General features: G+C 68.7%; 22 protein-coding genes and 1 pseudogene. 13 read left to right on the top strand and 10 right to left on the bottom strand.

Annotated elements, in window-relative coordinates; all coding sequences use genetic code 11:
• Positions 1 to 717: 717 nt before the first annotated feature.
• The 9 genes from OHT51_RS19535 to OHT51_RS19495 all read right to left on the bottom strand — a co-directional run bounded on the left by OHT51_RS19535 (position 718) and on the right by OHT51_RS19495 (position 6,777).
• A complete protein-coding gene (locus tag OHT51_RS19535) occupies positions 718 to 936 on the bottom strand; it encodes a hypothetical protein (RefSeq protein ID WP_328880215.1) in 219 nt (72 codons plus the stop codon).
• A 285-nt stretch (positions 937 to 1,221) separates the two neighbouring features.
• Positions 1,222 to 1,431: an HNH endonuclease gene (locus OHT51_RS19530; protein WP_328880214.1), complete on the bottom strand. Its 210-nt coding sequence runs from the start codon at positions 1,429 to 1,431 to the stop codon at positions 1,222 to 1,224.
• Positions 1,432 to 1,886: 455 nt separating this feature from the next.
• Entirely contained in the window at positions 1,887 to 2,588 is a 702-nt protein-coding gene (locus OHT51_RS19525; RefSeq protein WP_328880213.1) for a hypothetical protein, read from the bottom strand.
• A complete protein-coding gene (locus OHT51_RS19520) occupies positions 2,581 to 2,838 on the bottom strand; it encodes a hypothetical protein (protein WP_328880212.1) in 258 nt (85 codons plus the stop codon). Before OHT51_RS19520 ends, OHT51_RS19525 begins: the two co-directional genes overlap by 8 nt.
• Entirely contained in the window at positions 2,835 to 3,089 is a 255-nt protein-coding gene (locus OHT51_RS19515; RefSeq protein ID WP_328880211.1) for a hypothetical protein, read from the bottom strand. The genes OHT51_RS19520 and OHT51_RS19515 overlap by 4 nt, the downstream gene beginning before the upstream one ends.
• Positions 3,090 to 3,139: 50 nt before the next feature.
• On the bottom strand, positions 3,140 to 3,466 hold the full coding sequence (locus OHT51_RS19510; protein WP_328880210.1) for a hypothetical protein: 327 nt from the start codon (positions 3,464 to 3,466) through the stop codon (positions 3,140 to 3,142).
• Between the two features lie 1,145 nt (positions 3,467 to 4,611).
• Positions 4,612 to 4,926 (bottom strand): hypothetical protein, encoded by a 315-nt coding sequence (locus OHT51_RS43370; protein WP_443052511.1) that lies wholly within the window; start codon positions 4,924 to 4,926, stop codon positions 4,612 to 4,614.
• Between the two features lie 85 nt (positions 4,927 to 5,011).
• On the bottom strand, positions 5,012 to 5,236 hold the full coding sequence (locus OHT51_RS19500) for a hypothetical protein (RefSeq protein WP_328880209.1): 225 nt from the start codon (positions 5,234 to 5,236) through the stop codon (positions 5,012 to 5,014).
• Positions 5,233 to 6,777, bottom strand: coding sequence for a recombinase family protein (locus OHT51_RS19495; RefSeq protein ID WP_328880208.1), 1,545 nt, complete (start codon positions 6,775 to 6,777; stop codon positions 5,233 to 5,235). Before OHT51_RS19495 ends, OHT51_RS19500 begins: the two co-directional genes overlap by 4 nt.
• A gap of 53 nt (positions 6,778 to 6,830) precedes the next feature.
• Here OHT51_RS19495 and OHT51_RS19490 point away from each other — a divergent pair.
• From OHT51_RS19490 to OHT51_RS19465, 6 genes and pseudogenes are all read left to right on the top strand, one after another.
• Positions 6,831 to 7,157: pseudogene (locus tag OHT51_RS19490) on the top strand (ATPase, T2SS/T4P/T4SS family); the annotation flags it as partial.
• Positions 7,158 to 7,358: 201 nt separating this feature from the next.
• A complete protein-coding gene (locus OHT51_RS19485) occupies positions 7,359 to 8,219 on the top strand; it encodes a type II secretion system F family protein (RefSeq protein WP_328880207.1) in 861 nt (286 codons plus the stop codon).
• 46 nt (positions 8,220 to 8,265) lie between these two features.
• Positions 8,266 to 9,054, top strand: coding sequence for a type II secretion system F family protein (locus OHT51_RS19480; protein WP_328880206.1), 789 nt, complete (start codon positions 8,266 to 8,268; stop codon positions 9,052 to 9,054).
• A gap of 153 nt (positions 9,055 to 9,207) precedes the next feature.
• Positions 9,208 to 9,417, top strand: a complete 210-nt coding sequence (locus OHT51_RS19475; protein ID WP_328880205.1) for a DUF4244 domain-containing protein — start codon at positions 9,208 to 9,210, stop codon at positions 9,415 to 9,417.
• Positions 9,404 to 9,817: a TadE family type IV pilus minor pilin gene (locus tag OHT51_RS19470; RefSeq protein ID WP_328880204.1), complete on the top strand. Its 414-nt coding sequence runs from the start codon at positions 9,404 to 9,406 to the stop codon at positions 9,815 to 9,817. The genes OHT51_RS19475 and OHT51_RS19470 overlap by 14 nt, the downstream gene beginning before the upstream one ends.
• A 221-nt stretch (positions 9,818 to 10,038) precedes the next feature.
• Positions 10,039 to 10,527, top strand: a complete 489-nt coding sequence (locus OHT51_RS19465; RefSeq protein ID WP_328880203.1) for an Rv3654c family TadE-like protein — start codon at positions 10,039 to 10,041, stop codon at positions 10,525 to 10,527.
• A gap of 333 nt (positions 10,528 to 10,860) precedes the next feature.
• On the opposite strand, the gene OHT51_RS19460 is transcribed toward OHT51_RS19465, so the two are convergent.
• A complete protein-coding gene (locus OHT51_RS19460) occupies positions 10,861 to 13,410 on the bottom strand; it encodes a DEAD/DEAH box helicase (protein ID WP_328880202.1) in 2,550 nt (849 codons plus the stop codon).
• 82 nt (positions 13,411 to 13,492) lie between these two features.
• Between OHT51_RS19460 and bldG the strand changes: the two genes are divergently transcribed.
• The 7 genes from bldG (at position 13,493) to topA (ending at position 23,164) form a co-directional block, all read left to right on the top strand.
• On the top strand, positions 13,493 to 13,834 hold the full coding sequence (bldG, locus tag OHT51_RS19455; protein WP_003975386.1) for an anti-sigma factor antagonist BldG: 342 nt from the start codon (positions 13,493 to 13,495) through the stop codon (positions 13,832 to 13,834).
• A 124-nt stretch (positions 13,835 to 13,958) separates the two neighbouring features.
• Positions 13,959 to 14,396 (top strand): ATP-binding protein, encoded by a 438-nt coding sequence (locus OHT51_RS19450; RefSeq protein WP_328880201.1) that lies wholly within the window; start codon positions 13,959 to 13,961, stop codon positions 14,394 to 14,396.
• Between the two features lie 303 nt (positions 14,397 to 14,699).
• On the top strand, positions 14,700 to 17,105 hold the full coding sequence (locus OHT51_RS19445) for a sodium-translocating pyrophosphatase (protein ID WP_328880200.1): 2,406 nt from the start codon (positions 14,700 to 14,702) through the stop codon (positions 17,103 to 17,105).
• A 214-nt stretch (positions 17,106 to 17,319) separates the two neighbouring features.
• Positions 17,320 to 17,916: a small secreted protein gene (locus OHT51_RS19440; RefSeq protein WP_328880199.1), complete on the top strand. Its 597-nt coding sequence runs from the start codon at positions 17,320 to 17,322 to the stop codon at positions 17,914 to 17,916.
• A 37-nt stretch (positions 17,917 to 17,953) separates the two neighbouring features.
• Positions 17,954 to 19,504 (top strand): class I SAM-dependent methyltransferase, encoded by a 1,551-nt coding sequence (locus OHT51_RS19435; protein WP_328880198.1) that lies wholly within the window; start codon positions 17,954 to 17,956, stop codon positions 19,502 to 19,504.
• A 354-nt stretch (positions 19,505 to 19,858) separates the two neighbouring features.
• Positions 19,859 to 20,056 (top strand): hypothetical protein, encoded by a 198-nt coding sequence (locus OHT51_RS19430; RefSeq protein ID WP_328880197.1) that lies wholly within the window; start codon positions 19,859 to 19,861, stop codon positions 20,054 to 20,056.
• Between the two features lie 249 nt (positions 20,057 to 20,305).
• Positions 20,306 to 23,164 (top strand): type I DNA topoisomerase, encoded by a 2,859-nt coding sequence (topA, locus tag OHT51_RS19425; protein ID WP_328880196.1) that lies wholly within the window; start codon positions 20,306 to 20,308, stop codon positions 23,162 to 23,164.
• Positions 23,165 to 23,301 lie beyond the last annotated feature (137 nt).

Below are 23,301 nucleotides of genomic sequence, written 5' to 3'. Positions count from 1 at the left end.
GGTCTGCATTCGGCGCTGACTTCAGCGCAGGTGCATTCGCCGGAATGGCTGTACCGCTCTCTGAGGGGGTGCGAGCCGGCTCAGGGTCCCCAATCACCTTCGGGCCCTCCGGTGCGCGTACAGGGACGTTCAGGGCTTTCACGCGCCAGAGAACCAGTGGGGCTATCGCGCTGACAGCCACAACCAGCGGCACGGATACGGGAATCAGCCCCGAACTCACCAGATGCGCAAGCGCATTGACCAGAATAAGTGCGCCGACCACAGCGGATACGTCACGCCGGACAGCGAATGCGCGGAGTGCATAGACATCTAGGGCCGCAGGTACGCATCCCGCTGTGAAGGTGCCGAAGCCAACTGCGCGGGCTAGCTCGTACTCAGCGGATGCTGTGGCGACGAGTGCAGCGATAAGGGCGAATGCGCCTAGCCAGTCAAGGGACTTGAGGCGAGTCAATGTGGTCTCCAGGGCAAACGAAAGGTGCCCCGGCTCAGCCTCTCGGCGAATCAGGGCACCTACGAAAGTGGTATGTGGTCAGCGCTACAGCTTCCGCGCGTCCAGTCGACAGCGCAGACAGGAAGTACCGGGCTGTACGCCGAAATCATGGGTCGGGCAAATGGTCCAGCCGGACGAGTCACGCTCATTCCAGGCGCCGTATTGAGGCCTTCCAGATGCCGGCTCAGGCTCCGCATTTCGCGCTGCGATTGCTCGGCGTCGTGCGCTCATTCTGGCCACCCTGGCAGCGCGTAGCCTGCGGCAGACAGCGAGCCGGGAGTAAGAAGCAGCGTCTCGGAAATCCGGCGAACTTCGGTCAATTGCGCTGCGTTGACGTTAGTCCCGAGTGCCTCAAGCTCGACCAGCAGCGCGACCATGCCAATGCAGGCGTCGTCCCACAGATTGGCGCTGGGTCCATTCCACAGAGACGACCAGCGGGCGATCATTCCGTCAGTCCATTCCGCTGCCCGCTCGGGCGGTAGGGGGACTGGCAGCGTGCATTCAGCGGGTAGGGTCGTGCGGGAAACTCCGGGGCGCGAACGGCCACGGCGTAGGTTCTCGATATTGGCCACGGTGAGTTACCTTTGGTCGGTTACGGATTGATTGCGAGCAGGCGTTTTTGAACACGCTGCGTATTTTCCCCCGAGCGCGCATCTGAGCGACCTCCCCTGCGCTGTCGGTCCCATGATCATTAAGGGTCCCTCCCCAGGGGGGGGTGGTCACTGTGCGTGTCAACGGCCGAAGGATTCGCGCGCAGTCTTGGCTGAATGGCAGGAATGACAGAGCGATTGCCAGTTGGTTGGGTCATCCCAGCGAGGACCCTGGAGACCTAGTGCGTCTATGTGGTCAACCTCTGTGGCAGCGGGGCGAAGTGGCGCAGGGATCGCCGAGCATTCCTCGCTGGCGCATAGCTGATGCTCTCTCAGGTACGCCTTAGCCATTCGGTCCCAGCGAGCACGGCGGGAATCCCTATAGCTGTCGCGGTATCGCTGGCCATCACTGCGCGAGCGGGTATGAGCTTTGCACTTCCCGCTGACCACTAGACAGCCACAACCGGACACGGTGCAGACGGAATACGCCTTGCCCGGCTTACGCGCTGGTGGGTCGCAGGGTTCATGGGCTACGCCGCCAGGCGCCTCTGTGTGGGGCACTGACGCAGTCTCAGGCTGTCCGGGCACGATTCCCCGCCAGTCGCCGTCAGCGGGCGTACAGAGGCCCGTGGACAGCAGCGCGAGCGGCCCCTCAAACTCCTCGCCGCTGGATCGTGTGGCGCCGTCGTAGTGGAACTGGCGGCCAAAGGCAACTCGCAGGCGAATCACGGTGATTGCTCCTCAGCGGGCCGGAGGCAGATACGAAATTTGGTAGGTGACCCCCGGCCCAACTCGACGGCTAAGGCCTACTTGTCGGCGGCCGGCGCCTCAGGCTTAGCCCGATAGACCGTCTGCGGAATGCCGTTGTCGAATACGCGCTGCTTGTCCACGCTGGCATCGGTCCCAACACCCAGGTTGCCGAGATACTCGCGGCCGTACTCAACCAGATCCTTATCCCGATGCGGTGTAAACCTCGGCATGTCGCTCTGTGACCGGACCACGCCCCGACGCATAAGCGAGACATACGCCAGCGTGTTAGTGAGCGCGGAGAAATTGCCACGCGCTGCCCGGTAAGCGTCCTCAGCCTTACGGTAGGCGTCTTCGGCGGCATCCAGCGCGGTAGATAGCTCGCCCTCGGTCTGAGGCAGCGCAGCAACCCACTGTCGGTAGATTTCGCGGTCGCACTGGCGCACACGCTCCGCGAGCCCATTGACGATGCCGAACGCCCTGCCTCGCTGAGCTGTAACCCGCTCAACTTCGGACGGTACGTCATCCGGATTGGCGCCAGAGGCAATAGCGGCGCGGGCATTTACAGCGTCGCGCTCTTGCGCAGCCTTGATGTAGTCCTGCCGGATAACGTCGTCGTACTTGATCAGCGCCTCGCCGTAAGCGTCATACGCGCTGTCACGGTCGGCCAGGGCGTTCGTCAGCGCTTCGGGCAGCGTGAGCCTGCGCGGGATTAGGTTGATATCAGCTTCGGTGTAGGTGATTGCGAGGTTGTCAGTCATGCGCTTGCGCGCCCCTTTCGGTTTCGGTGGCTACGCGCTGAACGGCTCCCCAGAGGGAATCGCCGATGCGCTGTAGTTGTTGGTCGGTCAAGTCGGCGGGAATTTCGAGGATTTCCCAGACGGCGTAGTACGCGCGCTCGCACGCCTCATGGGTGGAAAGGTCCCAGGCTTCGCGCCGCAGCTTGGCAGTGGCAATGCCATGGGCTACCCAGCGCAGATGTGCAGTGCGGGGCTTGCGCTTACGCGTCAACGGTCTGCCCCTTGCTGTGTAGCGCGCTGAGCGTGACGCTGGTTAAGCGCCTCGGTGTAGCGGGCCTGTGCGTCCGTGAGCTTCGCTGTGGCATCGGTAAGCCGAGTCAGAGTCACTACGGCGTCAATGTCGATGGACTCGCCGTCCTGCTCGATGGATTCAGCTAGTGCAGTAATGACGGCTTCCAGGCTTACGCGCGTGCGTGCGCTCTTGGGGATGTGCTTGCGCGGCATGTCGGCGGGTGTGGCCATGTGTTCCTCCAGAGATTCGAGATCCCAGCCGGCTGAGGGCTAGGCCCAGGTCAGCGGGTGCGACCCCAGATGCGGTCTAGACGCTGGTTCCGGTCGTCCTCGGCGTCCAGCGCGCAGGGTGAGCAGAACGGCGAGTAGTGCTCTGGTTCGTCGCTGTAGAGCAGGAATTCGGGACCCTCACGGCGCGAGAGTTCAACCAGTTGCCATTCCTCAGCGGGCGCAGTTGCGCAGCCTTGGCACGGGTACTCATCAGGCTCGCCCCGCAAATGACGTACGCGGGCAAGGGCGTTGACAACTTCAGCGGCTGCTTTGGGGTGGCGCTTCGCGAACCGGGTAAGGCGCGCGTCGCGCTCACGTAGTCGGCGGTGAATGTCCATGGGTGTCTTCCTGGTGGCATGGCGAAGGGCCTGTACGCCGTTCTGAGCGACGTGCAGACCCTTCGCGGGTATTGGGTATGTCAGGAGCGTTTAGAGGCTCTGTGGTGCGCAGAACTTGGGCGGTCGGCCACGGCCGGACCACTCCATCCATTCGCCGCACTGTGCGCACCAGAGATCGTCTTCGCGGGCGTTGCGCGCGTCGAACTGGGCTTCGTGCTCTGCGTTCTGAAGCTCCGCGCATTCCGCGCTGGCACCCTCGTCGTAATCGCAGTACGTCTGCTTGCCCCGTCGGGGGCGGAAGTTCGCGCCGCACAGTCGGCAGACCTTCTCAGCGGGCGGAGGGGCATTCCGGCGACGGGAACGCATCTGGCATGCGCGCGAGCAGAATCGGGTTTGCCGACCGGTCAGCCACTCGGGACACTCCTCGCACTCCCGGGTGTTGCCGAATCCGATCATGGTGAGTCCAAGGGATTGGGTGGGAGGCGATGCGCCCCCTCACTCATGCTTTCTCGGAGGGCTGGTGGCCTGCCTCGCTGTGACGTAACGAAACTGAATGAGGCGTTACCGTTCGCCTATTTCCCTTAGATCTCTATAGGAGTATGGGGATCGGTAACAACAGATCTAGTTTCATAACAGTGCAGGTCAGATGGTTTTTGGGCTGTGTAGTTGCCCTCCGCGCTGTTACCGCTTGCGCTTCCTGGCGGCATCCCGAGCCTTCCGGCACGTGTCCGAGCACATCTCAGGCCAGCGAGCTATCACGCGCACCGGTCGGCGGGTGGAAAAGCTGTCCCCGCAGACCTTGCACTGCCGGTAGTTGATTTTGTAGGTGCCGTAAGACTCAACGTGCCCGCGCAAGTCGCCTGTCAGGTGGCAGCGCTTAGGCAAGGGCAGTCCGTCCCACAAACCGCGCTGTATCACGGAACCGCCGGAACCGAGTACCTGCCACGGCCCTCCCTCGCTGCTGACTGCCACGCCCTGTGTGAGCAGGTACGCCACCCGCAGCACGCTGTCCCGGTTGATTTCCTCGGCTCCTGGGGCGTCCAGCAGGCGGGTACCTCTGCCATGTGCGCTGAAGCCTCCAACGGCTAGCAGGGAGCGAATTGCGGCGTCGTATGCCGGATCGTCAAGGGTCGAAAGGTCAATGGTCATGGTGTCGTCCTCCGTGATTCCGCCGTGTTCTTTGGATCGGGGTGGGGCGGCGAGTGCCTGTGCTGCTCGCTGCCTCGAACGACTACGAGCGAGTCGAACGCCCGGTAGACGGAGGCGAAGCGCAGAAGGGCGGCGGAGGCCAGTCCCAGCAAGGGGCCGAGTACGGACAGTCCCATGGTGGACGGGGCCAGCGGGCGGGTGCCTGGTGTGGATGCGCTCGCCGGGCGGTTGCAGGACGTGTTGTGCGCTTCCTTGTACCAGTCGATGAAGCTGAAGATCGTGTGCCAGTGGTTGATGGCAGAGGCGCGCATGAAGGAGGGGTCGACGTGACGCTCCGGGCATGAGAAAGCCCCGCCGGTCCACAGGGGCCAGACGGGGCTGTAAGACGCTCAGGGACTAACGGGTGAGCGCCTCGGGCGAACCCAGTAGAGCGGCCTGTACGGCTTCCAGGCGAGTGATTCGGGTCTTCGTGTACACGGACGTGTCACCAGCCCGTACGGCGCGATACAGAGCCTCCAGCGTCCGTTCCAAGCACCGCCATTCGGCGAGACGGCACAGGGCTGCATCGTCGGCGTCCCACTTGGCTTCCAGCTCCGCCAGCCGCTGCTCACGTGTACTCATGCCGACAGCTCCTCTTCCAGCGCGAGCGCCTCTAGCGCTGCCTCAGCGGGCGATTGCTCGCGCACCCACGCAGGACCGGCGTAGTCCACCGCGAGGCGCTCAGGATCGAACCTGCGGGCTTTGCCGGGCGCCAGTGGAGTCACGGTCACGGTCGCCCCCAGATCGGCGAGCAGAGAGCGCCGCCCAGCGTCATTCCGCCGCTTCCATTCGTCGGCCACGGTCGACCCTGTGTCTTCCCAGCGGCCTACAGCGTGATCGGCCTCGCTACGCAACTCAGCTTCGCGGGCTTCCAGCGCTGCAATCTGGTCCATGGCCAGGCGCCACGTCCGGCCGCCAGCGGGCAGGTGGGGGATGCTGGCCGAGAGGTTGTCCAACTGTGCTGTGACGTCTGCCAGTTGAAGCACAGCGCTGCCGTCAGGCTCCACCCAGCGCATGAGGGCGAACGACCCGAAGCGTTTCAGGAAGTCGGCAGTCACGTGCTCTTCGACGTACCGGCCGGTGACCACGTTCGGTGCGTGCGTGCCGTGCTTGCCGACACCATTGGGGCAGACGTACGGCGAGTAGTCCTTGCCGCTGACTGTCCGGCGCTGCTTGTACATGGGTCCCTCGCACAGCGAACAGCGGGCGACGTGCAGGAGTAGAGCCTTTCCCTCCCGTGCCTTGCCACGGCCCACAGACTTCCCGTCTATGACGGCGCGGACGGCGGACCATGTCTCAGCATCGAGGATCGCCGGACCAGCGCTCAGGGGGTTGCCCTCAGCGTCCATGACCGGCTGATTCGTCAGCGCGCTGCGGCGGGTGCCCGGGGTTGCCTGCACGGCCCAGCCACGGACGGCAGGCGTGTAAAGGACGTCCCGCAGGGTGGTCGTGTGCCAGACCTGCCCGCGCAGCTTCCGGCCATCTCGCTGGCGTGCGTGCTCAGCGGGAGGCAGCACACCTGCTTCATTCAGCTCACGGACTAGCCCTGTCAGTGTCGCGCCGTGGTTGACCATCCGGTCGGCGCAATCGCGGATAATCGCTGCTGCTGTCTCGTCGATGACCCATCGTTTGTTGTTCGTGGGGCCAGCGACCGCGTAGCCGTAAGGGGCAAGCCCACCCAGGTGGTTGCCCAACTGGCGAAAGTGCGCCTTGCTCGCCGTGATCCGGTCCTTGATCATGTCGCGCTCGTACTCCGCGAAAGCCGCGAGCACGTTGATGATGATCGATGCGTTTTCCGGCGACACGACACCATCGGCGGTGACGATGGTTGCCTTGGTTGCCTTGGCAGCGTCGAGCAGCCGCTGAAACTCCAGCACGCTGCGGGCGAAGCGATCCAGCTTGGCGGCGAGCACGTAGTCAGCGCGCGGAAGCCAGGCGAGTACCTCACGCATGCCGGGGCGGTCTTCCAGCTTGCTCGCTCCGCTGACGTTCGTGTCGGTGGCGATGTGGACGACTTCCCACCCGCGCTGAGCCGCGTACGCCTTGCAGATGGCTATCCGGTGGTCCGGGGCCTCTTCAGCAAAGAGCCGGCTCAGGCGGTCATAGATGACGACAGTTGGCACTGGGTTCCCTCCGGTCTGGCACCCGGTGAGTGTACGTGCATGGTTTAGCCGTTCACCCGGGAGGCTGCGGGACCGTCCACGCCAACGCGGCGGCCGACGTGCCGGCCCGACTGGAGGCACTCGGTACGGCGGCCGGCCTCGACCGGGCCGCGCTGCACAGCCAGTTGGCGGCCGCGCTGTCGGTCGTACTCCATCTCGTGCGCGGCCGGAACGGGCGGCGGCGGATCGCCGAGGTGCATGTCCTCGAGCGGGACCCGTCGGGCTTGGTGCGGACGGTGCCGGCGCTGCGGTGGGGCGCGGAGGGGTTCGCGTTCGAGCGGGGATGGGATCGGCTGCGGGGGCTGCTTCGGGAGGAGGGCGATCGCGGGGCGGAGGTGTGAGGGGGCGCGGCATGGGGCGTGAGGGGCTGGCGGGTGGTCGCGCGGGGTTGGCGGACGGTCGTGAGGGGTTGGCGGGGGTCGTGGGAGTGCGAACTCGGGAAAGGCGCGGCGACGTGAGGGACGCGAATTCGTGAGGGATGGCGGTCGTGAGGGGCGCGGGACGTGAGGGTTGTGCAGGTGTGAAGGGTGTGGGTGATCCGGATGGGTGAGATGTCGTTGGGCGCTGCCGTGGCTTGCCTCGGGGCGGCGGTCTGGTTGCTGGGTGGGTGGAACTCCGGGGCGCGACGGGCGGAGTTGTTGCTCGCGGGCGGTGGGTCTGTGGGCGCCGGGCCGCCCGACTGGTGGCAGATGGTTCGGGAGCTGCGGCGGCTTCGCGGGCGGTTGCGGGCCGAGTGGTGGGCGCCTGTCATCGGGTTGGTGCTGGCGGTGCTGGGGTCGTCGGTGCTGCCGGTCGTCGCGGGGGCCGCCGGGGTGCCGGTGCTGCGGCGGGTACGGCTGGCCCGGGAGGCGAGGCGGGCACGGGAGCGTCGCGGGGACGCGGTGATTGCGCTGTGCGGGGCGCTCGCCGGGGAGGTGCGGGCCGGGCGGCAGCCGGGTGAGGCGTTGCTGCGGGCGGCGTGGGACTCCGGTGCGCTCGGGGAGGCGCAGGCCGCGGTGCTGGCGGCGGCACGGTTCGGCGGGGATGTGACGGGCGCCCTCTCCTCCGCGGCACGGCAGCCGGGGGCCGAGGGCCTGTCGGGTCTGGCGGCGTGCTGGCGGGTGGCCGTGGACCAGGGTGCGGGGCTCGCTGCCGGACTTGATCGGCTGGAAGGGGCGTTGCGGGCCGAGCGCGACCAACGTGCCGATCTGCGTGCGCAGTTGTCGGGTGCTCGCTCGACGGTGGTGATGCTCGCCGGTCTGCCGGCTCTCGGATTGCTGCTCGGTGCCGCCATGGGGGCCGAACCATTGAGGGTGCTGCTGCATACCGGGGCGGGGATCGGGTGCCTGGCCGTCGGGGGCGTGCTGGAGGGGCTGGGGATGTGGTGGGCGCTGCGGATCGTGCGGGGAGCGGAGGCGACGTGAGGACTCGAACTCGAACCGATCGAGGGCGTGAGAGGGGGGTGGCGCCGTGAACGCGGAAGTTGTCCACAGGGTGGGGATGGCCTTGGGGGCGGCGGTGGCCGTCGGGTGGCTGTTGAGGTGGTCGGTCGCGGCCCGGAACGAGAGAAGGGCCCGGCGACGGCTCGCCGAATTGATGACGACGATCGACCTGGCGTCGAGTCGCCGGCGGTTCGACGCGCGGCGGGGCGTGCGGCGAGGGCTGCCCATGGCGGCTGTTGTGGCGGCCGGGTGGGCGGTGGTGGGCGGCGTCGCCGGGCCGGCCGTGGGGCTGGTCGTCGCAGGCGGGCTGTGGGTGTGGCGGCGACGGCAGGAAGCCGTCCGCCCCGCGGAGGAACTCGATGCCGGTGAAGTGGACAGGCAGCTTCCACTCGCGGCGGATCTGTTGGCGGCATGCATCGCTGCGGGAGCCGGTCCGGTGATCGCGGCACAGGCCGTCGGTGAGGCCCTGGGCGGCCCCGTCGGGGATCGCCTGGCGCGAGGCGCAGCGGAAGTGCGGCTCGGCGGTGAACCGGGCGAGGCGTGGCAGCGGTTGGCCTCGTTGCCGAAGGCCGGGGCGCTGGCGCGGCTGCTGGAACGGGCCGACGTGTCCGGGCTCCCTGCGGCCGGGCCCGTCGCGCGGATCGCCGCGGAGGCCCGCGCCGACTGGGCACGCGCGGCGACGGAACGTGCCAGGCGAGCGGCCGTCATGGTCAGCGCCCCGGTGGGGCTGTGCTTCCTGCCCGCGTTCATCGCAGTCGGAGTGGCGCCGGTGGTGATCGGGCTGGCGGGTGGGGTGCTGGCAAGGGGTGGCGGATGAGGGGGTGAGGGGCGACTGCGGCGGACGGCTGCGGATCAACAGGAGATTCAGCGGATCAGAGGGACCGTCAACGCTTCAGCGGGACCTTCAACGGTGCGGTAGCAAAACATTCAACAGCTGGTTTCAAAGGAACCGAGCTCTACGGGGGTTGAGATGTACAAGGCGGTACAGGCACGGATGCGCGCCCTGGTGTGCAGGACGCGGGCGGCGCGGAGGGACGCGGGGATGGTCACCTCCGAGTACGCGATGGGGATCGTCGCGGCGGTGGCGTTCGCGGTGGTGCTCTACAAGGTCGTGACGAGCGGGCAAGTCAGCGCGCAGCTGCAGGACATCGTGAAGCAGGCGCTCGATGCGCGGATGTGAGCCGGGGACCGGGAGGAGGAGCTGGCCAGGGCCGGGCCGGCTCGCGGTACGGGGTTCGGATCGAGGGTTCGTGACGGCGGAGTCGGCTGTCGTGCTGCCCGTGCTGGTGATGTTCGCGATGGCGTTGGTGTGGGGGCTGCTCGTGGTGGCCGCGCAGATCCAGTGCGTGGACGCGGCTCGGACGGGCGCCCGCGCGGCAGCCCGACAGGATCCGGCCGACGCGGTCATCGAGGTCACCCGGGAGGCAGCACCCCCCGGCGCGACGATCACGGTCGGCCGGGAGGGGGACGAGGTCCGCGTGGTCGTCGTGGCCAAGCCGCCGGTGCTGGGTGGCATTCCCTTCGAGGTCCGGGAGGAGGCCGTGGCGTCGGCGGAGGACAAGGTGGGGGCGGGGACATGAGAAGGGGTTGGGCAGTACGCATTGGGGCTGGAGCCGGGGAAGGCCCTGGGCGTGGGGCGGCGCGCGGTCGGCGGTCCGGGCGGGTCGCCGGTGCAGATGCCGAGGCCGATTGGGGCCAGGGCCAAGGCCAGGGCCAAGGCCAAGGCCAAGATCAGGGCAGGGTCTGGGGCCGCGTGGCCGGACGGCATGAGGGCCAGGCCCGGGCCCCGGCCCGGTGCAGAGTGACCCGGCGGCGCGCCGTCGCCCTCCGTTCCGATCGCGGCTCCGCCACCGTCTGGAGCGTCGGCGCCATCGCCGTACTCTGCGTCGTCTTCGGCGTCGTACTCGCCCTGGGTCAGGCCGTCACGACCCGGCACCGCGCAGCCGGCGGTGCGGATCTAGCGGCGTTGGCGGCGGCCGACCACTGGGCCGAGGGCGGTACGGCCGCCTGCGCCCGGGCGGAACGAGTGGCCGAGGCGCAGGGCGTGCGGCTGGTGAGGTGTGTGCTGGTGGGGGAGGTGTCGGATGTGACGGCGGCGTCGGGTCGCGGGCCGTTCGCGGCGGAGGTCAGGGCGCGGGCTGGGCCGGCGGGGCCTGCCGGGCCGACGCGGGCGTCGCTGCCACCGTGGCCTCAGCCGTTCGGCCCTGCGGGGACGGACCGGCTGATGGGGAGTCCGCAGGTCCGTCCTGAGGACGCAGGCCCCCGTCCTGATGACGCAGGCCTTTCCTGAGGGTGCCGACCGGCCGACGCCGCCTCCCTGACCGGTTGCGTGGCCACACCGGCCACTGGCCGATCCCCCTGCCGCTGCTGCCCAAGGGCCGGGCCGGGGGGGGGGCTCTCGCCCGCTTCGGGACAGACCCCCCGGGGCCAGGGGCTGGCTTTCGCCTCCGGTGCGGGAGCGCCGCGCCCTCTTGGGCCCGAGCCGCGCCCTCTTGGGCCCGAGCCGCGCCCTCTTGGGCCCGAGCCGCGCCCCCTTGGGCCCGAGCCGGGCCCGGCCCGGGCCCGGAGCAGCTTCCCCCTACGATCCGGCACAGTCTCGCCCCCGATCCGCGAGAGCGTCCCCCTACCGATCCAGCACAGCCCCGCCCTCCCGAGCCGCGACAGCGTCGCCTTCCCGCTCCATGGCAACCTCCCCGCCCCCACCCATCCCAGACTCCTCCGCCTCCTCCGGCGCCCCCCGCAACAGCACAGTGAGCAGTCGCACGGCCCCCCGCTTGTGCAGCGGATCGTTGCCGTTGCCGCACTTGGGGGACTGGATGCAGGACGGGCAGCCGGCGTCGCACTCGCAGGAGGCGATGGCCTGGCGGGTGGCGGTGAGCCAGCTGCGGGCGGTGTGGAAGGCGCGCTCGGCGAAGCCCGCGCCGCCGGGGTGGCCGTCGTAGACGAAGACCGTCGGGAGCAGCGTGTCGGGGTGCAGCGGGATCGAGACGCCGCCGATGTCCCAGCGGTCGCAGGTCGCGAAGAGGGGCAGCAGGCCGATCGAGGCGTGCTCGGCGGCGTGCAGGGCGCCGCCGAGGATCTCCGGGTTGATCCGGGCCTCGTCCAGCTGGTCCTCGGTGACCGTCCACCACACCGCGCGCGTGCGCAGCGTACGAGGAGGGAGGTCGAGCTTCGTCTCGCCCAGTACTTCGCCGGTGATCAGCCGGCGCCGCAGGAAGGAGACCACCTGGTTGGTGACCTCGACGGAGCCGTAGCAAAGGCGGCCGTCACCCCAGGGGACCTCGATGTCCGTCTCCAGGACGGAGATCGCCGTCGTGTCGCGGGCGACCGTCGAGTACGACGGGGCGGCCTCCTCGACCAGGGCGACCGAATCCTCCAGGTCGAGGGAGCGCACCAGGTACGTACGGCCCTGGTGCAGGTGCACCGCGCCCTCGTGCACAGTGCCGTGCGCGGCGCCCGCGTCGACGGTGCCGAGCAGCCTGCCCGTCCCGGACTCGACCACCTGGACCGGGGTGCCGCCCTCGCCGCGGATGTCGGTCAGGTCGGCGGCCCGTTCCCGGCGCGTCCAGTGCCAGGCCTTCGTGCGGCGGCGCAGTAGCTTCGCGGCCTCCAGCTGCGGCAACAGCGCCTCGGTCTCGGGGCCGAACAGTGCCAGGTCCTCGTCCGTCAGCGGGATTTCGGCGGCGGCGGCGCACAGGTGGGGGGCGAGGACGTACGGGTTGTCGGGGTCGAGGACGGTCGATTCCACCGGACGGTCGAACAGGGCCTCGGGATGGTGGACGAGGTAGGTGTCCAGCGGGTCGTCGCGGGCGACCAGGACGGCCAGCGCACCCTGCCCGGAGCGCCCGGCCCGGCCCGCCTGCTGCCACAGGGAGGCGCGCGTGCCCGGGTAGCCGGCGATCAGCACGGCGTCCAGGCCCGAGACGTCGATGCCGAGTTCCAGGGCGGTGGTGGCGGCGAGGCCGAGGAGTTCGCCGGAGTGGAGGGCCTGTTCCAGGGCGCGGCGTTCCTCGGGGAGGTAGCCGCCGCGGTACGCCGCGACACGCCGGGCGAGGGAGCGATCTACCTCGGCGAGGCGTTCCTGCGCGATGACGGAGATCAGCTCGGCGCCACGCCGGGAGCGTACGAAGGCGACCGTGCGGGTGCCCTGGACGGCGAGGTCGGTCAGGAGGTCGGCCGTTTCGGCGGTGGCGGTGCGGCGGACGGGGGCGCCCTTCTCGCCCTGGAGCTCGGTGAGCGGCGGCTCCCAGAGGGCGAAGACCAGCTCGCCGCGAGGGGAGGCGTCGTCGGCGACCTCCACCACCGGAAGGCCGGTGAGACGGCCTGCGGCGACCGCGGGCTCGGCGGCGGTCGCGGAGGCCAGCAGGAAGACGGGAGAGGCGCCGTAGCGGGCGCACAGGCGGCGCAGGCGGCGCAGGACCTGGGCGACGTGGGAGCCGAAGACACCGCGGTAGGTGTGGCACTCGTCGATGACGACGTACTTCAGCGACTTCAGGAAGGAGGACCAGCGGGGGTGGGACGGGAGTATGCCGCGGTGCAGCATGTCGGGGTTGGTCAGCACGTAGTTGGCGTACTGCCGGATCCACTCGCGTTCCTCGAACGGAGTATCGCCGTCGTACACGGCCGACCGTACGGAATTGCCCAGCGGATGTGAAAGTTCCTTCACCGAACGGCACTGATCCGCCGCAAGAGCTTTGGTCGGAGCCAGGTAGAGGGCGGTGGCGCCGCGCCCGTTCGGCGCCTCGGAGCCGTCCAGAAGTGTCGACAGGACCGGCACCAGGTAGGCCAGGGACTTGCCCGACGCCGTGCCCGTGGCGACGACCACCGAGGCGCCGTCCAGGGCGTGCTCGGCGGCGCGTGCCTGGTGGGCCCAGGGATGTTCGATTCCGGCCGTCTGTACCGCGGCGATGACCTCGGCGCGGATCCGATCAGGCCAGACGGCATGGCGACCGGCGCGCGGGGGCACATGCTCCGTATGAGTGATGCGCGAAGCCCGGTTCGGTCCCGAGGCGAGCCGTCCCAGCACCGTGCCCGGGTCCACCCGGGAAACGGGGCCCGTCGGGGATCGATCGGATCGGAGATTCTTGGCCATCGGCACCGAGTGTGTCACTGGCGTGACGGACAATGGGACCAAGGCGTCGTGCACGCCTGCCGGTAAGTGATTGAATGCCATCGCGGCTGGCGAACCGTCCAGGGGGCTGTAAGCCGAGATGTCCCTCGGGACGACCGCTCGATAGCAAGGTGCTGGAGGATCCGTGGACCTGTCCCTGTCGACCCGTACCGTCGGCGATCGTACGGTCGTCGAGGTCGGTGGCGAAATCGACGTATATACCGCGCCCAAGCTGCGCGAGCAGTTGGTCGAGCTGGTGAACGACGGGAGTTTCCACCTCGTCGTCGACATGGAGGGCGTGGACTTCCTCGACTCCACCGGGCTCGGCGTGCTGGTCGGCGGCCTGAAGCGTGTGCGTGCCCATGAGGGCTCCCTGCGCCTGGTCTGCAACCAGGAGCGCATTCTGAAGATCTTCCGTATCACCGGCCTCACCAAGGTGTTCCCGATCCACACCTCGGTCGAGGAAGCGGTAGCGGCTACCGACTGATCACCGGACCCGGGCACGCCGTACAGCGGCGTGCCCGGGTCCGCAGAAGGTGAAAGTGAAGGGGGATTGGGCTGTCGGCGGCCCGGTCCCCCCGACAGCACGCCCGTAGTTCTGAGGGGGATGCATGGCCACCGTTGAACTCCGCTTCAGCGCGCTGCCCGAGCACGTCAGGACCGCCCGACTGGTGGCGGCAGCGGTGGCGCGCAGGGCCGGAGTGGACGAGGCCGTACTCGACGAGGTCAGGCTCGCCGTCGGCGAGGCCTGTACCCGTGCCGTCGGACTGCACCAGAGCGTCGGCATCACGGCTCCGGTGAAGGTCGCGCTGATCGAGGAGGAGAAACAGTTCTCCATCGAGGTCGGCGACGAGGCACCACGCTCCGTTCCCGGTGAACGGTCGGCCGGTGCCGCAGGTGGCGACGGTGAAGTGGAGGCCGAGGAGGACGAGATGGGCCTCGCGGTCATCAGCGGACTCGTCGACGACGTCGAGGTCTCCGCCGGGGAGCACGGTGGGCTGATCCGTATGACCTGGCCGACCACACCGCCGGCCGCGGTACTCGCCTGACCGAACCGTCCACCCGTCTCATCGCGAAGGGGCCCTGCTCAGCAGGGCCCCTTCGCGTTTTTCCGAAGAGTGCGCGGGAATTCGTGAATGAATTCACGATCAATCCGCCGATCATTTGATCAAGTAAACGCGGGCGTCAATGGTTTTGGGGCATTAGCGCTTTCGGGTTCCGTGGCGGTACGCCGATCATTTGCTGAACGGCATGTGAAGGCTGATTCCGTTTACCGCGCTCTGTTTTGATCAGGTTCCGGTACCTAGAATCCGTCCACATCTTGAGCTCAGCCCAAGCGTCAAGGAGGACGAATGGCGGGGCTTCCTACCCCTCATCAGCTGGACCAACCCACTACCCTCGCAGCCGCAGTGCTGACGGACGACAACCGGATCATCATCACGATCATCGGTGTCGTCGCACTGGCAGCGCTCGTGGTCGCCGGAGTCCTGGTACGCCAGGTGCTCGCGGCGGGCGAGGGCACCGACAGCATGAAGAAGATCGCGGCCGCGGTCCAGGAAGGAGCCAACGCCTATCTGGCCCGGCAGCTGCGCACGCTCGGCGTATTCGCCATCGTCGTGTTCTTCCTGCTCATGCTGCTTCCCGCGGACGACTGGAATCAGCGCATCGGCCGATCGGTGTTCTTCTTGATCGGCGCCGCGTTCTCGGCGGGCACCGGTTATATCGGTATGTGGCTCGCCGTGCGCAGCAATGTGCGCGTTGCCGCAGCCGCGCGCGAAGCGACCCCGGCGGAGGGTGAGCCGGAAAAGGATCTCACCGCCGTCTCGCACAAAGCCATGAAGATCGCTTTCCGCACCGGCGGCGTCGTCGGCATGTTCACGGTGGGGCTCGGTCTGCTGGGCGCCTCCTGTGTGGTGCTGGTGTACGCGGCCGACGCGCCGAAGGTGCTCGAAGGATTCGGCCTCGGCGCCGCGCTGATCGCGATGTTCATGCGTGTCGGCGGCGGCATCTTCACCAAGGCCGCCGACGTCGGCGCCGACCTGGTCGGCAAGGTCGAACAGGGCATTCCGGAGGACGACCCGCGCAATGCCGCGACCATCGCCGACAATGTGGGCGACAACGTCGGCGACTGCGCGGGCATGGCGGCCGACCTCTTCGAGTCGTACGCCGTGACCCTGGTCGCCGCGCTGATCCTCGGGTCGGCGGCGTTCGGTGACTCCGGGCTCGCCTTCCCGCTGATCGTGCCGGCCATCGGCGTGATCACCGCGATGATCGGCATCTTCGCCGTGGCACCGCGCCGCAGCGACCGCAGCGGCATGACGGCGATCAACCGCGGGTTCTTCATCTCCGCGGTGATCTCGATCGTGCTGGTCGCGGCCGCCGTCTACATCTACCTGCCGTCGTCGTACGCCGACCTCGAGGGCGTCACCGACGCGGCCATCGCGGCCAAGGACGGCGATCCGCGGATCCTCGCGCTCGTCGCCGTGGTCATCGGCATCGTGCTGGCCGCTGTCATCCAGCAGCTGACCGGCTACTTCACCGAGACCAACCGCCGCCCGGTCATGGACATCGGCAAGACCTCGCTCACCGGTCCCGCCACCGTCGTCCTCGCCGGCATCTCGGTCGGTCTCGAATCCGCCGTCTACACCGCCCTGTTGATCGGCCTCGGTGTCTACGGGGCGTTCCTGCTCGGCGGTACGTCGATCATGCTGGCGCTGTTCGCGGTGGCGCTGGCCGGCACCGGCCTGCTCACCACGGTCGGTGTGATCGTCGCCATGGACACCTTCGGTCCGGTCTCCGACAACGCGCAGGGCATCGCCGAGATGTCCGGCGACGTCGAGGGCGCGGGCGCCCAGGTGCTCACCAACCTGGACGCGGTCGGCAACACCACCAAGGCCATCACCAAGGGCATCGCCATCGCCACCGCCGTCCTCGCGGCAGCGGCGCTCTTCGGGTCGTACCGCGACGCCATCACCACCGGCGCGCGGGACGTGGGCGAGAAACTCAGCGGCGAAGGCGCGCCGATGAACCTGATGATGGACATCTCGCAGCCCAACAACCTCGTCGGTCTGATCGCGGGCGCGGCGGTCGTCTTCCTCTTCTCGGGGCTCGCGATCAACGCCGTGTCGCGGTCGGCGGGTTCCGTGGTGTACGAGGTGCGGCGGCAGTTCCGCGAGCGTCCCGGGATCATGGACTACACGGAGCAGCCGGAGTACGGCAAGGTCGTCGACATCTGCACCAGGGATGCCCTGCGCGAGCTCGCCACGCCGGGACTGCTCGCCGTACTGGCGCCCATCTTCATCGGGTTCACGCTCGGGGTCGGTGCCCTGGGCGCGTTCCTGGCGGGCGCGATCGGCTCCGGCACGCTGATGGCGGTGTTCCTCGCCAACTCCGGCGGCGCCTGGGACAACGCCAAGAAGCTCGTCGAGGACGGCCACCACGGCGGCAAGGGCAGCGAGGCCCACGCCGCGACGGTGATCGGCGACACGGTCGGCGACCCCTTCAAGGACACCGCCGGTCCCGCGATCAACCCGCTGCTGAAGGTGATGAACCTGGTCGCACTGCTCATCGCGCCCGCGGTCATCCAGTTCAGCTACGGCGAGGACAAGAACGTCGGGGTACGGGTCGTGATCGCCGTACTCTCGCTCCTTGTGATCGTCGGCTCGGTGTACGTCTCCAAGCGGCGCGGTATCGCCATGGGTGACGAAGGCAACGCCGACAGGGTGGCCAAGCCGGCCGACCCCGCGGTGGTTTCATAGCCGGTCTTACGACGGCCCAGCTCAAGATGCGGGCGGGCGGCGCGCGTTCGCGTGCCGCCCGCCCGCCTTGTGTCCGTTCACGCCCTAGCCGTGACCCTTCTCTCACATGGTGCAAAAACTTGGGTAACGCCATGAATGCCGCATTCCGTTCGCGGTCGCTTCCCGGCATCCGTGTAAGGTCCGGTGGCCGAGAGCCACGGAAGGGACCAAACCGGTGAACAAGAAGCTCACGGCCGCACTGTCCGGCGGTGCGGTGCTGCTGCTGGCGCTGACGGGATGCACGAGTGACGAGGGCAACCCGGAGCTGGACGCCTGGGCCAAGAAGGTCTGCGACGCGGTGCCGGCGCAGAACGCGAAGATCTCGGCGGCCTACGTCGCGATCACCAAGGCGGCCAAGGACACCACCAGCACGCCCAAGGAGCTCCAGCAGGCCGATTCCGAGGCCTTCCAGGACCTTGCCGACGGCTACAAGGCGCGCGCGAACCTCATCAGCAACGCCGGTGCGCCTCCCGGCGTCAAGGACGGTGCGAAGGTCCAGCAGGACGTCGTCAAGAAGCTCACCGCTCTGTCCGCGGCATACGGCGACCTGAAGAAGCGGGTCGACGGCCTGGACACCAAGAACCAGGCGAAGTTCGCGTCCGGCCTCAAGGACGTGTCGGCCGAGATGAAGCAGGTGGAGACCCAGCGCAAGAGCGCCGTCGACGCGCTGAAGACGCTGGAGTCGGGCGACACCAAGAAGGCACTGACCTCACAGGAGGGCTGCAAGCAGGCCGCCTCGGTGACCGCGTCGGCCGCGGCTGCCGACAGCTGAGCCCCCTCCGCGCGCGGGAGCGGGTCACAATGAGGGCGTGAGTGACTCCAGCCTGCCTGCCCTGCCCGCGTCCGACCGCCACGATGTAGCCGCCCGGCTGCGGGAGGCCCTGCTCGGGGCCTCCTTCACCGCCGACGGGTTGCTCGAACTGCTCGGCGCGCCCGCCTACGCGGCGCTCGCGCGCAGCGAGACCGTGCCCGCGCTCCGGGCGACCCGCGGAGACACGCCCCTGGAGGCGCTCGTACGGCTGTTCCTGTTGCAGCAGCCCGTCCCGCACGCGCGCGTGGCGGGTGTGCTGCCCGTCGACGCGTGCCTGGAGAGCGGGTGGATGGTCCGCGTCGGCGGGAACCCGGCCGGGCCCGGGGACCCCGGCGACGACGTCGCCGCGACAGTCGACGTACGGCCGTACGGCGGGCCCGCGGGCGAGGACTGGTTCATCGTGTCCGACCTGGGGTGCGCGGTCGGCGGTGCCGGCGGCATCGGCAGCAAGAACGAGGGCGTCGTCCTCGGCGTCGGCGGCGCGTCCACGACCCTCGCAGGCATCACCGTCCGTACGCCCGTCTCCGCCGCCCTGGACGTCGGCACCGGTTCCGGAATCCAGGCGCTCCACGCCACGCAGCACGCCACGCGCGTGACGGCGACCGATCTCAACCCGCGCGCGCTGCACATCACCGCGCTCACGCTCGCGCTGTCCGGCGCCCCGGCCGCGGATCTGCGGGAGGGCTCGCTGTTCGAGCCGCTCAAGAACGGTGAGACGTACGACCTGATCGTCTCGAACCCGCCCTTCGTGATCTCACCGGGCGCGCGGCTGACGTACCGCGACGGCGGCATGGGCGGGGACGATCTGTGCCGGTCGATCGTTCAGGGGGCGGGGGAGCGGCTGAGCGAGGGCGGGTTCGCGCAGTTCCTCGCCAACTGGCAGCACGTGGAAGGGGAGGACTGGCAGGACAGGCTGCGGTCGTGGGTGCCGCGCGGGTGCGACGCGTGGATCGTGCAGCGCGAGGTCCAGGACGTCACGCAGTACGCCGAGCTGTGGCTCAGGGACGCCGGCGACCACCGGGGTGACGCGGCCGAGTACCAGGCGCGGTACGACGCGTGGCTGGACGAGTTCGAGGCGCGCAAGGTGAAGGCCGTCGGGTTCGGGTGGATCACCCTGCGCAAGACGTCGGCCGCCGTGCCCGCGATCACGGTGGAGGAATGGCCGCACCCGGTCGAGCAGCCGCTCGGCGAGACGGTCCGGGCTCACTTCGACCGGCTCGACTACCTGCGTGCCAACGACGACGCGGCCCTGCTGGAGGATCACTTCAGGCTCGCCGCGGAGATCGTGCAGGAGCAGATCGGGATGCCCGGCGCCGAGGACCCGGAGCACGTGGTGCTGCGCCAGCACCGCGGCATGCGCCGGGCCACCCAGGTGGACACGGTCGGCGCGGGCTTCGCGGGCGTGTGCGACGGCTCGCTGAGCGCCGGGCGCATTCTGGACGCCATCGCCCAACTCATGGGCGAGGACCCGGTGCTGCTCCGCGACCGTACGCCCGCGCAGATCCGGCTGTTGGTGGAGCAGGGCTTTCTCGAGCCGGCCAGGTCATAGGCACAGTTCATGCGTCGGTCGAAATGATCCGCAAGAAGGGCTCCGACAACGCCGCCAAGCCGTGCGGCATCAAATTCGAGTCGATCTGGACGCCGGGTACGGAGTAGATCATCCACGGCTGGATCGCAGAGGTGAGACCGGGAGGCGGCCCAGGAGTGGGACCAGGGAGGGGCGTGGGTCTCATGGGTCCACGAGCCCATTCCGGGGCGCTTCGGGGCGGCTGAGTCCACCGGGGCGGAAGTCCACAGGCGCGTCGGTTCCTCGTTCACCTCAGGTTCGCCTGTACGCCGTCCGTGCGTGTCAGCCTCGCCGGGCTGGGCGCATACTGACGGGAGAAAAGGGGCAAGCGGAACCATGGAAACAGGACCGGCGCTCTTCGCCGGGGTTGTGTTCGCCCTGTTCGGAGGTGGGCTGCTGGCCTGGACCGTGGTCCGGGTGCGGCAGCATCAGCCCGTCGCTCAGGGTGTGAGTCCCGTCGCATCGGCGACGCTCGCGGGCCTTGTCTCGGTGATCGCGCTGATCATCGGAACATGGTGCTTCACCCGACTCTGAGAACGGCCCACGAGCTGGGCGGCCGGTAATTGGGAGGCCCTCTTCCGGAAAGGCTCGAAAAGGCCGGTGGGCACTCCGGGCGGCAGGAATGGCGGAAGTCGGGTTACCGTTCGAGTGGCCGTTGCGGGCTTTTCCCGTTTGACAACCGGGCGGGATGTACCGTCACACTCCGCAGCGTCACCACCACCCGACCCCGGGATCCAATCGACCCTGGGGAGGCCCCAGCGTCGACCGGAGAGAAGAGCGAAGTTGTCCCCGACCAGCGAGACCGCACAGGGCGGCCGCCGACTCGTCATCGTCGAGTCGCCTGCCAAGGCGAAGACGATCAAGGGCTACCTGGGCCCCGGCTACGTAGTCGAAGCGAGCGTCGGGCACATCCGCGACCTTCCGAACGGCGCCGCGGAGGTGCCGGAGAAGTACACCGGCGAGGTCCGCCGCCTCGGCGTGGACGTCGAGCACGACTTCGAGCCGATCTATGTCGTCAATGCCGACAAGCGGGCTCAGGTCAAGAAGCTCAAGGACCTGCTGAAGGAGTCCGACGAGCTCTTCCTCGCCACCGATGAGGACCGCGAGGGCGAGGCCATCGCGTGGCACCTCCAGGAAGTGCTCAAGCCCAAGGTCCCGGTCAAGCGGATGGTCTTCCACGAGATCACCAAGGCCGCGATCCAGGCCGCCGTCGCCAACCCCCGCGAGCTGAACCAGAAGCTGGTCGACGCCCAGGAGACCCGCCGCATCCTCGACCGCCTCTACGGCTACGAGGTCTCGCCGGTCCTGTGGAAGAAGGTCATGCCGCGCCTGTCGGCCGGCCGAGTCCAGTCCGTCGCCACCCGGCTCGTCGTGGAGCGGGAACGCGAGCGCATCGCGTTTCGTTCTGCTGAGTACTGGGACCTGACGGGCACCTTCGCGACCGGCCGCGCCGGGGATTCGTCGGACCCGTCGTCGCTGGTCGCCCGCCTGCAGACCGTCGACGGCAGGCGGGTCGCGCAGGGCCGCGACTTCGACTCCCTGGGACAGATCAAGAGCGCGAACACCCTCCACCTCGACGAGGCGAACGCCCGCGCCCTCGCCGCCGCCCTGGAGAACACGCAGTTCGCGGTGCGGTCCGTCGAGTCCAAGCCGTACCGCCGCTCGCCGTACGCCCCGTTCCGTACGACGACGCTGCAGCAGGAGGCGAGCCGCAAGCTCGGCTTCGGCGCGAAGGCCACCATGCAGGTCGCGCAGAAGCTGTACGAGAACGGCTACATCACGTACATGCGTACGGACTCCACGACGCTGAGCGACACGGCCGTCGCGGCGGCCCGCGCCCAGGTCACGCAGCTCTACGGCGCCGACTACCTGCCGTCGGCCCCCCGGACCTACGCCGGGAAGGTCAAGAACGCGCAGGAGGCGCACGAGGCGATCCGCCCCTCCGGTGACCGCTTCCGCACGCCCGCCGAGACCGGGCTGACCGGCGACCAGTTCAAGCTCTACGAGCTGATCTGGAAGCGGACGGTCGCCTCGCAGATGAAGGACGCGACCGGTAACTCGGTCACGGTCAAGATCGGCGGCTCGTCGGCCGACGGACGGGACGTCGAGTTCAGCGCGTCCGGCAAGACGATCACCTTCCATGGCTTCCTGAAGGCCTACGTCGAGGGCGCCGACGACCCGAACGCCGAGCTGGACGACCGTGAGCGCCGCCTGCCGCAGGTCAGCGAGGGCGACGCGCTCAGCGCCGAGGAGATCACGGTCGACGGGCACGCCACCAAGCCCCCGGCCCGCTACACCGAGGCGTCGCTGGTCAAGGAGCTGGAAGAGCGGGAGATCGGCCGCCCGTCGACGTACGCGTCGATCATCGGCACGATCCTCGACCGCGGCTACGTGTTCAAGAAGGGCACGGCCCTGGTGCCGTCCTTCCTGTCCTTCGCCGTGGTCAACCTCCTGGAGAAGCACTTCGGGCGGCTCGTCGACTACGACTTCACCGCGAGGATGGAGGACGACCTCGACCGCATCGCCCGCGGCGAGGCCCAGTCCGTGCCGTGGCTGAAGCGGTTCTACTTCGGCGAAGGCACCCACAACGGCGGCGCGGCCGAGGCCGGCAACGGCGACGGGGACCACCTCGGTGGCCTCAAGGAGCTGGTGACCGACCTGGGCGCGATCGACGCGCGCGAGGTGTCGTCGTTCCCGGTGGGCAACGACATCGTGCTGCGCGTCGGCCGCTACGGCCCGTACATCGAGCGCGGCGAGAAGGACTCCGAGAACCACCAGCGGGCGGACGTCCCCGAGGACCTGGCCCCGGACGAGCTGTCCGTGGAGCTCGCGGAGGAACTGCTCGCCAAGCCGAGCGGTGACTTCGAGCTCGGTGCCGACCCGCAGACCGGCCACCAGATCATCGCCCGTGACGGCCGCTACGGCCCGTACGTCACCGAGGTGCTCCCCGAGGGCACCCCGAAGACCGGCAAGAACGCCGTGAAGCCGCGTACGGCCTCACTGTTCAAGTCGATGGCGCTCGACACGGTGACGCTGGAGGACGCGCTCAAGCTGATGTCGCTGCCGCGAGTCGTCGGCAAGGACGCGGAGGGCGTGGAGATCACCGCGCAGAACGGCCGCTACGGCCCGTACCTGAAGAAGGGCACGGACTCGCGCTCGCTGCAGGCCGAGGAGCAGCTCTTCACGATCACGCTGGAAGAGGCGCAGGCGATCTACGCCCAGCCCAAGCAGCGTGGCCGCGCGGCCGCCAAGCCGCCGCTGAAGGAGCTGGGCACCGACCCGGTGAGCGAGAAGCCGGTCGTCGTCAAGGACGGTCGCTTCGGGCCGTACGTCACCGACGGGGAGACCAACGCGACCCTGCGCTCCGGCGACAGCGTCGAGGAGATCACCCCCGAGCGCGGCTTCGAGCTGCTCGCCGAGAAGCGGGCGAAGGGGCCCGCCAAGAAGACGGCGAAGAAGGCACCCGCGAAGAAGGCGACCGCCAAGAAGGCCGCCCCGGCCAAGAAGACGGCCGCCAAGAAGACCGCGGCGAAGAAGACGACGACGGCTGCGAAGAAGACGACGACGGCTGCGAAGAAGACGACGGCCAAGAAGACGACTGCCAAGAAGGCGACGGCTTCGAAGTCGGCGAGCGAGGACTGAGCCGCCGCTTCCGTGCGGAGCGATCGGCCTTCGTGAGGTCCAACCGGGCTCTCACGGGGGCCGATTGAGGGTCCGGTTCTTCACTTCCGGTTCGCAAAACGAACGCCTCGGCATCAGTTTGGTGTCGGGGCGTGCGT

Origin of the sequence: Streptomyces sp. NBC_00299 (genome assembly GCF_036173045.1) — a bacterium.
In the GTDB taxonomy this organism is placed as follows: domain Bacteria; phylum Actinomycetota; class Actinomycetes; order Streptomycetales; family Streptomycetaceae; genus Streptomyces; species Streptomyces machairae.
The sequence above is the reverse complement of the archived record's forward strand: the minus strand, read 5'-3'. Positions and strand labels throughout refer to the sequence as shown.

What these genes read in the sequence shown, in the direction of transcription:
- OHT51_RS19535 (WP_328880215.1), bottom strand. Translation starts at nt 936, where the DNA reads ATGATCGCCCGCTGGTCGTCTCTGTGGAATGGACCCAGCGCCAATCTG.
- OHT51_RS19530 (WP_328880214.1), bottom strand. Translation starts at nt 1,431, where the DNA reads ATGGCTAAGGCGTACCTGAGAGAGCATCAGCTATGCGCCAGCGAGGAA.
- OHT51_RS19525 (WP_328880213.1), bottom strand. Translation starts at nt 2,588, where the DNA reads ATGACTGACAACCTCGCAATCACCTACACCGAAGCTGATATCAACCTA.
- OHT51_RS19515 (WP_328880211.1), bottom strand. Translation starts at nt 3,089, where the DNA reads ATGGCCACACCCGCCGACATGCCGCGCAAGCACATCCCCAAGAGCGCA.
- OHT51_RS19510 (WP_328880210.1), bottom strand. Translation starts at nt 3,466, where the DNA reads ATGGACATTCACCGCCGACTACGTGAGCGCGACGCGCGCCTTACCCGG.
- OHT51_RS43370 (WP_443052511.1), bottom strand. Translation starts at nt 4,926, where the DNA reads ATGCGCGCCTCTGCCATCAACCACTGGCACACGATCTTCAGCTTCATC.
- OHT51_RS19500 (WP_328880209.1), bottom strand. Translation starts at nt 5,236, where the DNA reads ATGAGTACACGTGAGCAGCGGCTGGCGGAGCTGGAAGCCAAGTGGGAC.
- OHT51_RS19485 (WP_328880207.1), top strand. Translation starts at nt 7,359, where the DNA reads ATGGGTGAGATGTCGTTGGGCGCTGCCGTGGCTTGCCTCGGGGCGGCG.
- OHT51_RS19475 (WP_328880205.1), top strand. Translation starts at nt 9,208, where the DNA reads ATGTACAAGGCGGTACAGGCACGGATGCGCGCCCTGGTGTGCAGGACG.
- OHT51_RS19470 (WP_328880204.1), top strand. Translation starts at nt 9,404, where the DNA reads ATGCGCGGATGTGAGCCGGGGACCGGGAGGAGGAGCTGGCCAGGGCCG.
- OHT51_RS19460 (WP_328880202.1), bottom strand. Translation starts at nt 13,410, where the DNA reads ATGGCATTCAATCACTTACCGGCAGGCGTGCACGACGCCTTGGTCCCA.
- OHT51_RS19450 (WP_328880201.1), top strand. Translation starts at nt 13,959, where the DNA reads ATGGCCACCGTTGAACTCCGCTTCAGCGCGCTGCCCGAGCACGTCAGG.
- OHT51_RS19445 (WP_328880200.1), top strand. Translation starts at nt 14,700, where the DNA reads ATGGCGGGGCTTCCTACCCCTCATCAGCTGGACCAACCCACTACCCTC.
- OHT51_RS19430 (WP_328880197.1), top strand. Translation starts at nt 19,859, where the DNA reads ATGGAAACAGGACCGGCGCTCTTCGCCGGGGTTGTGTTCGCCCTGTTC.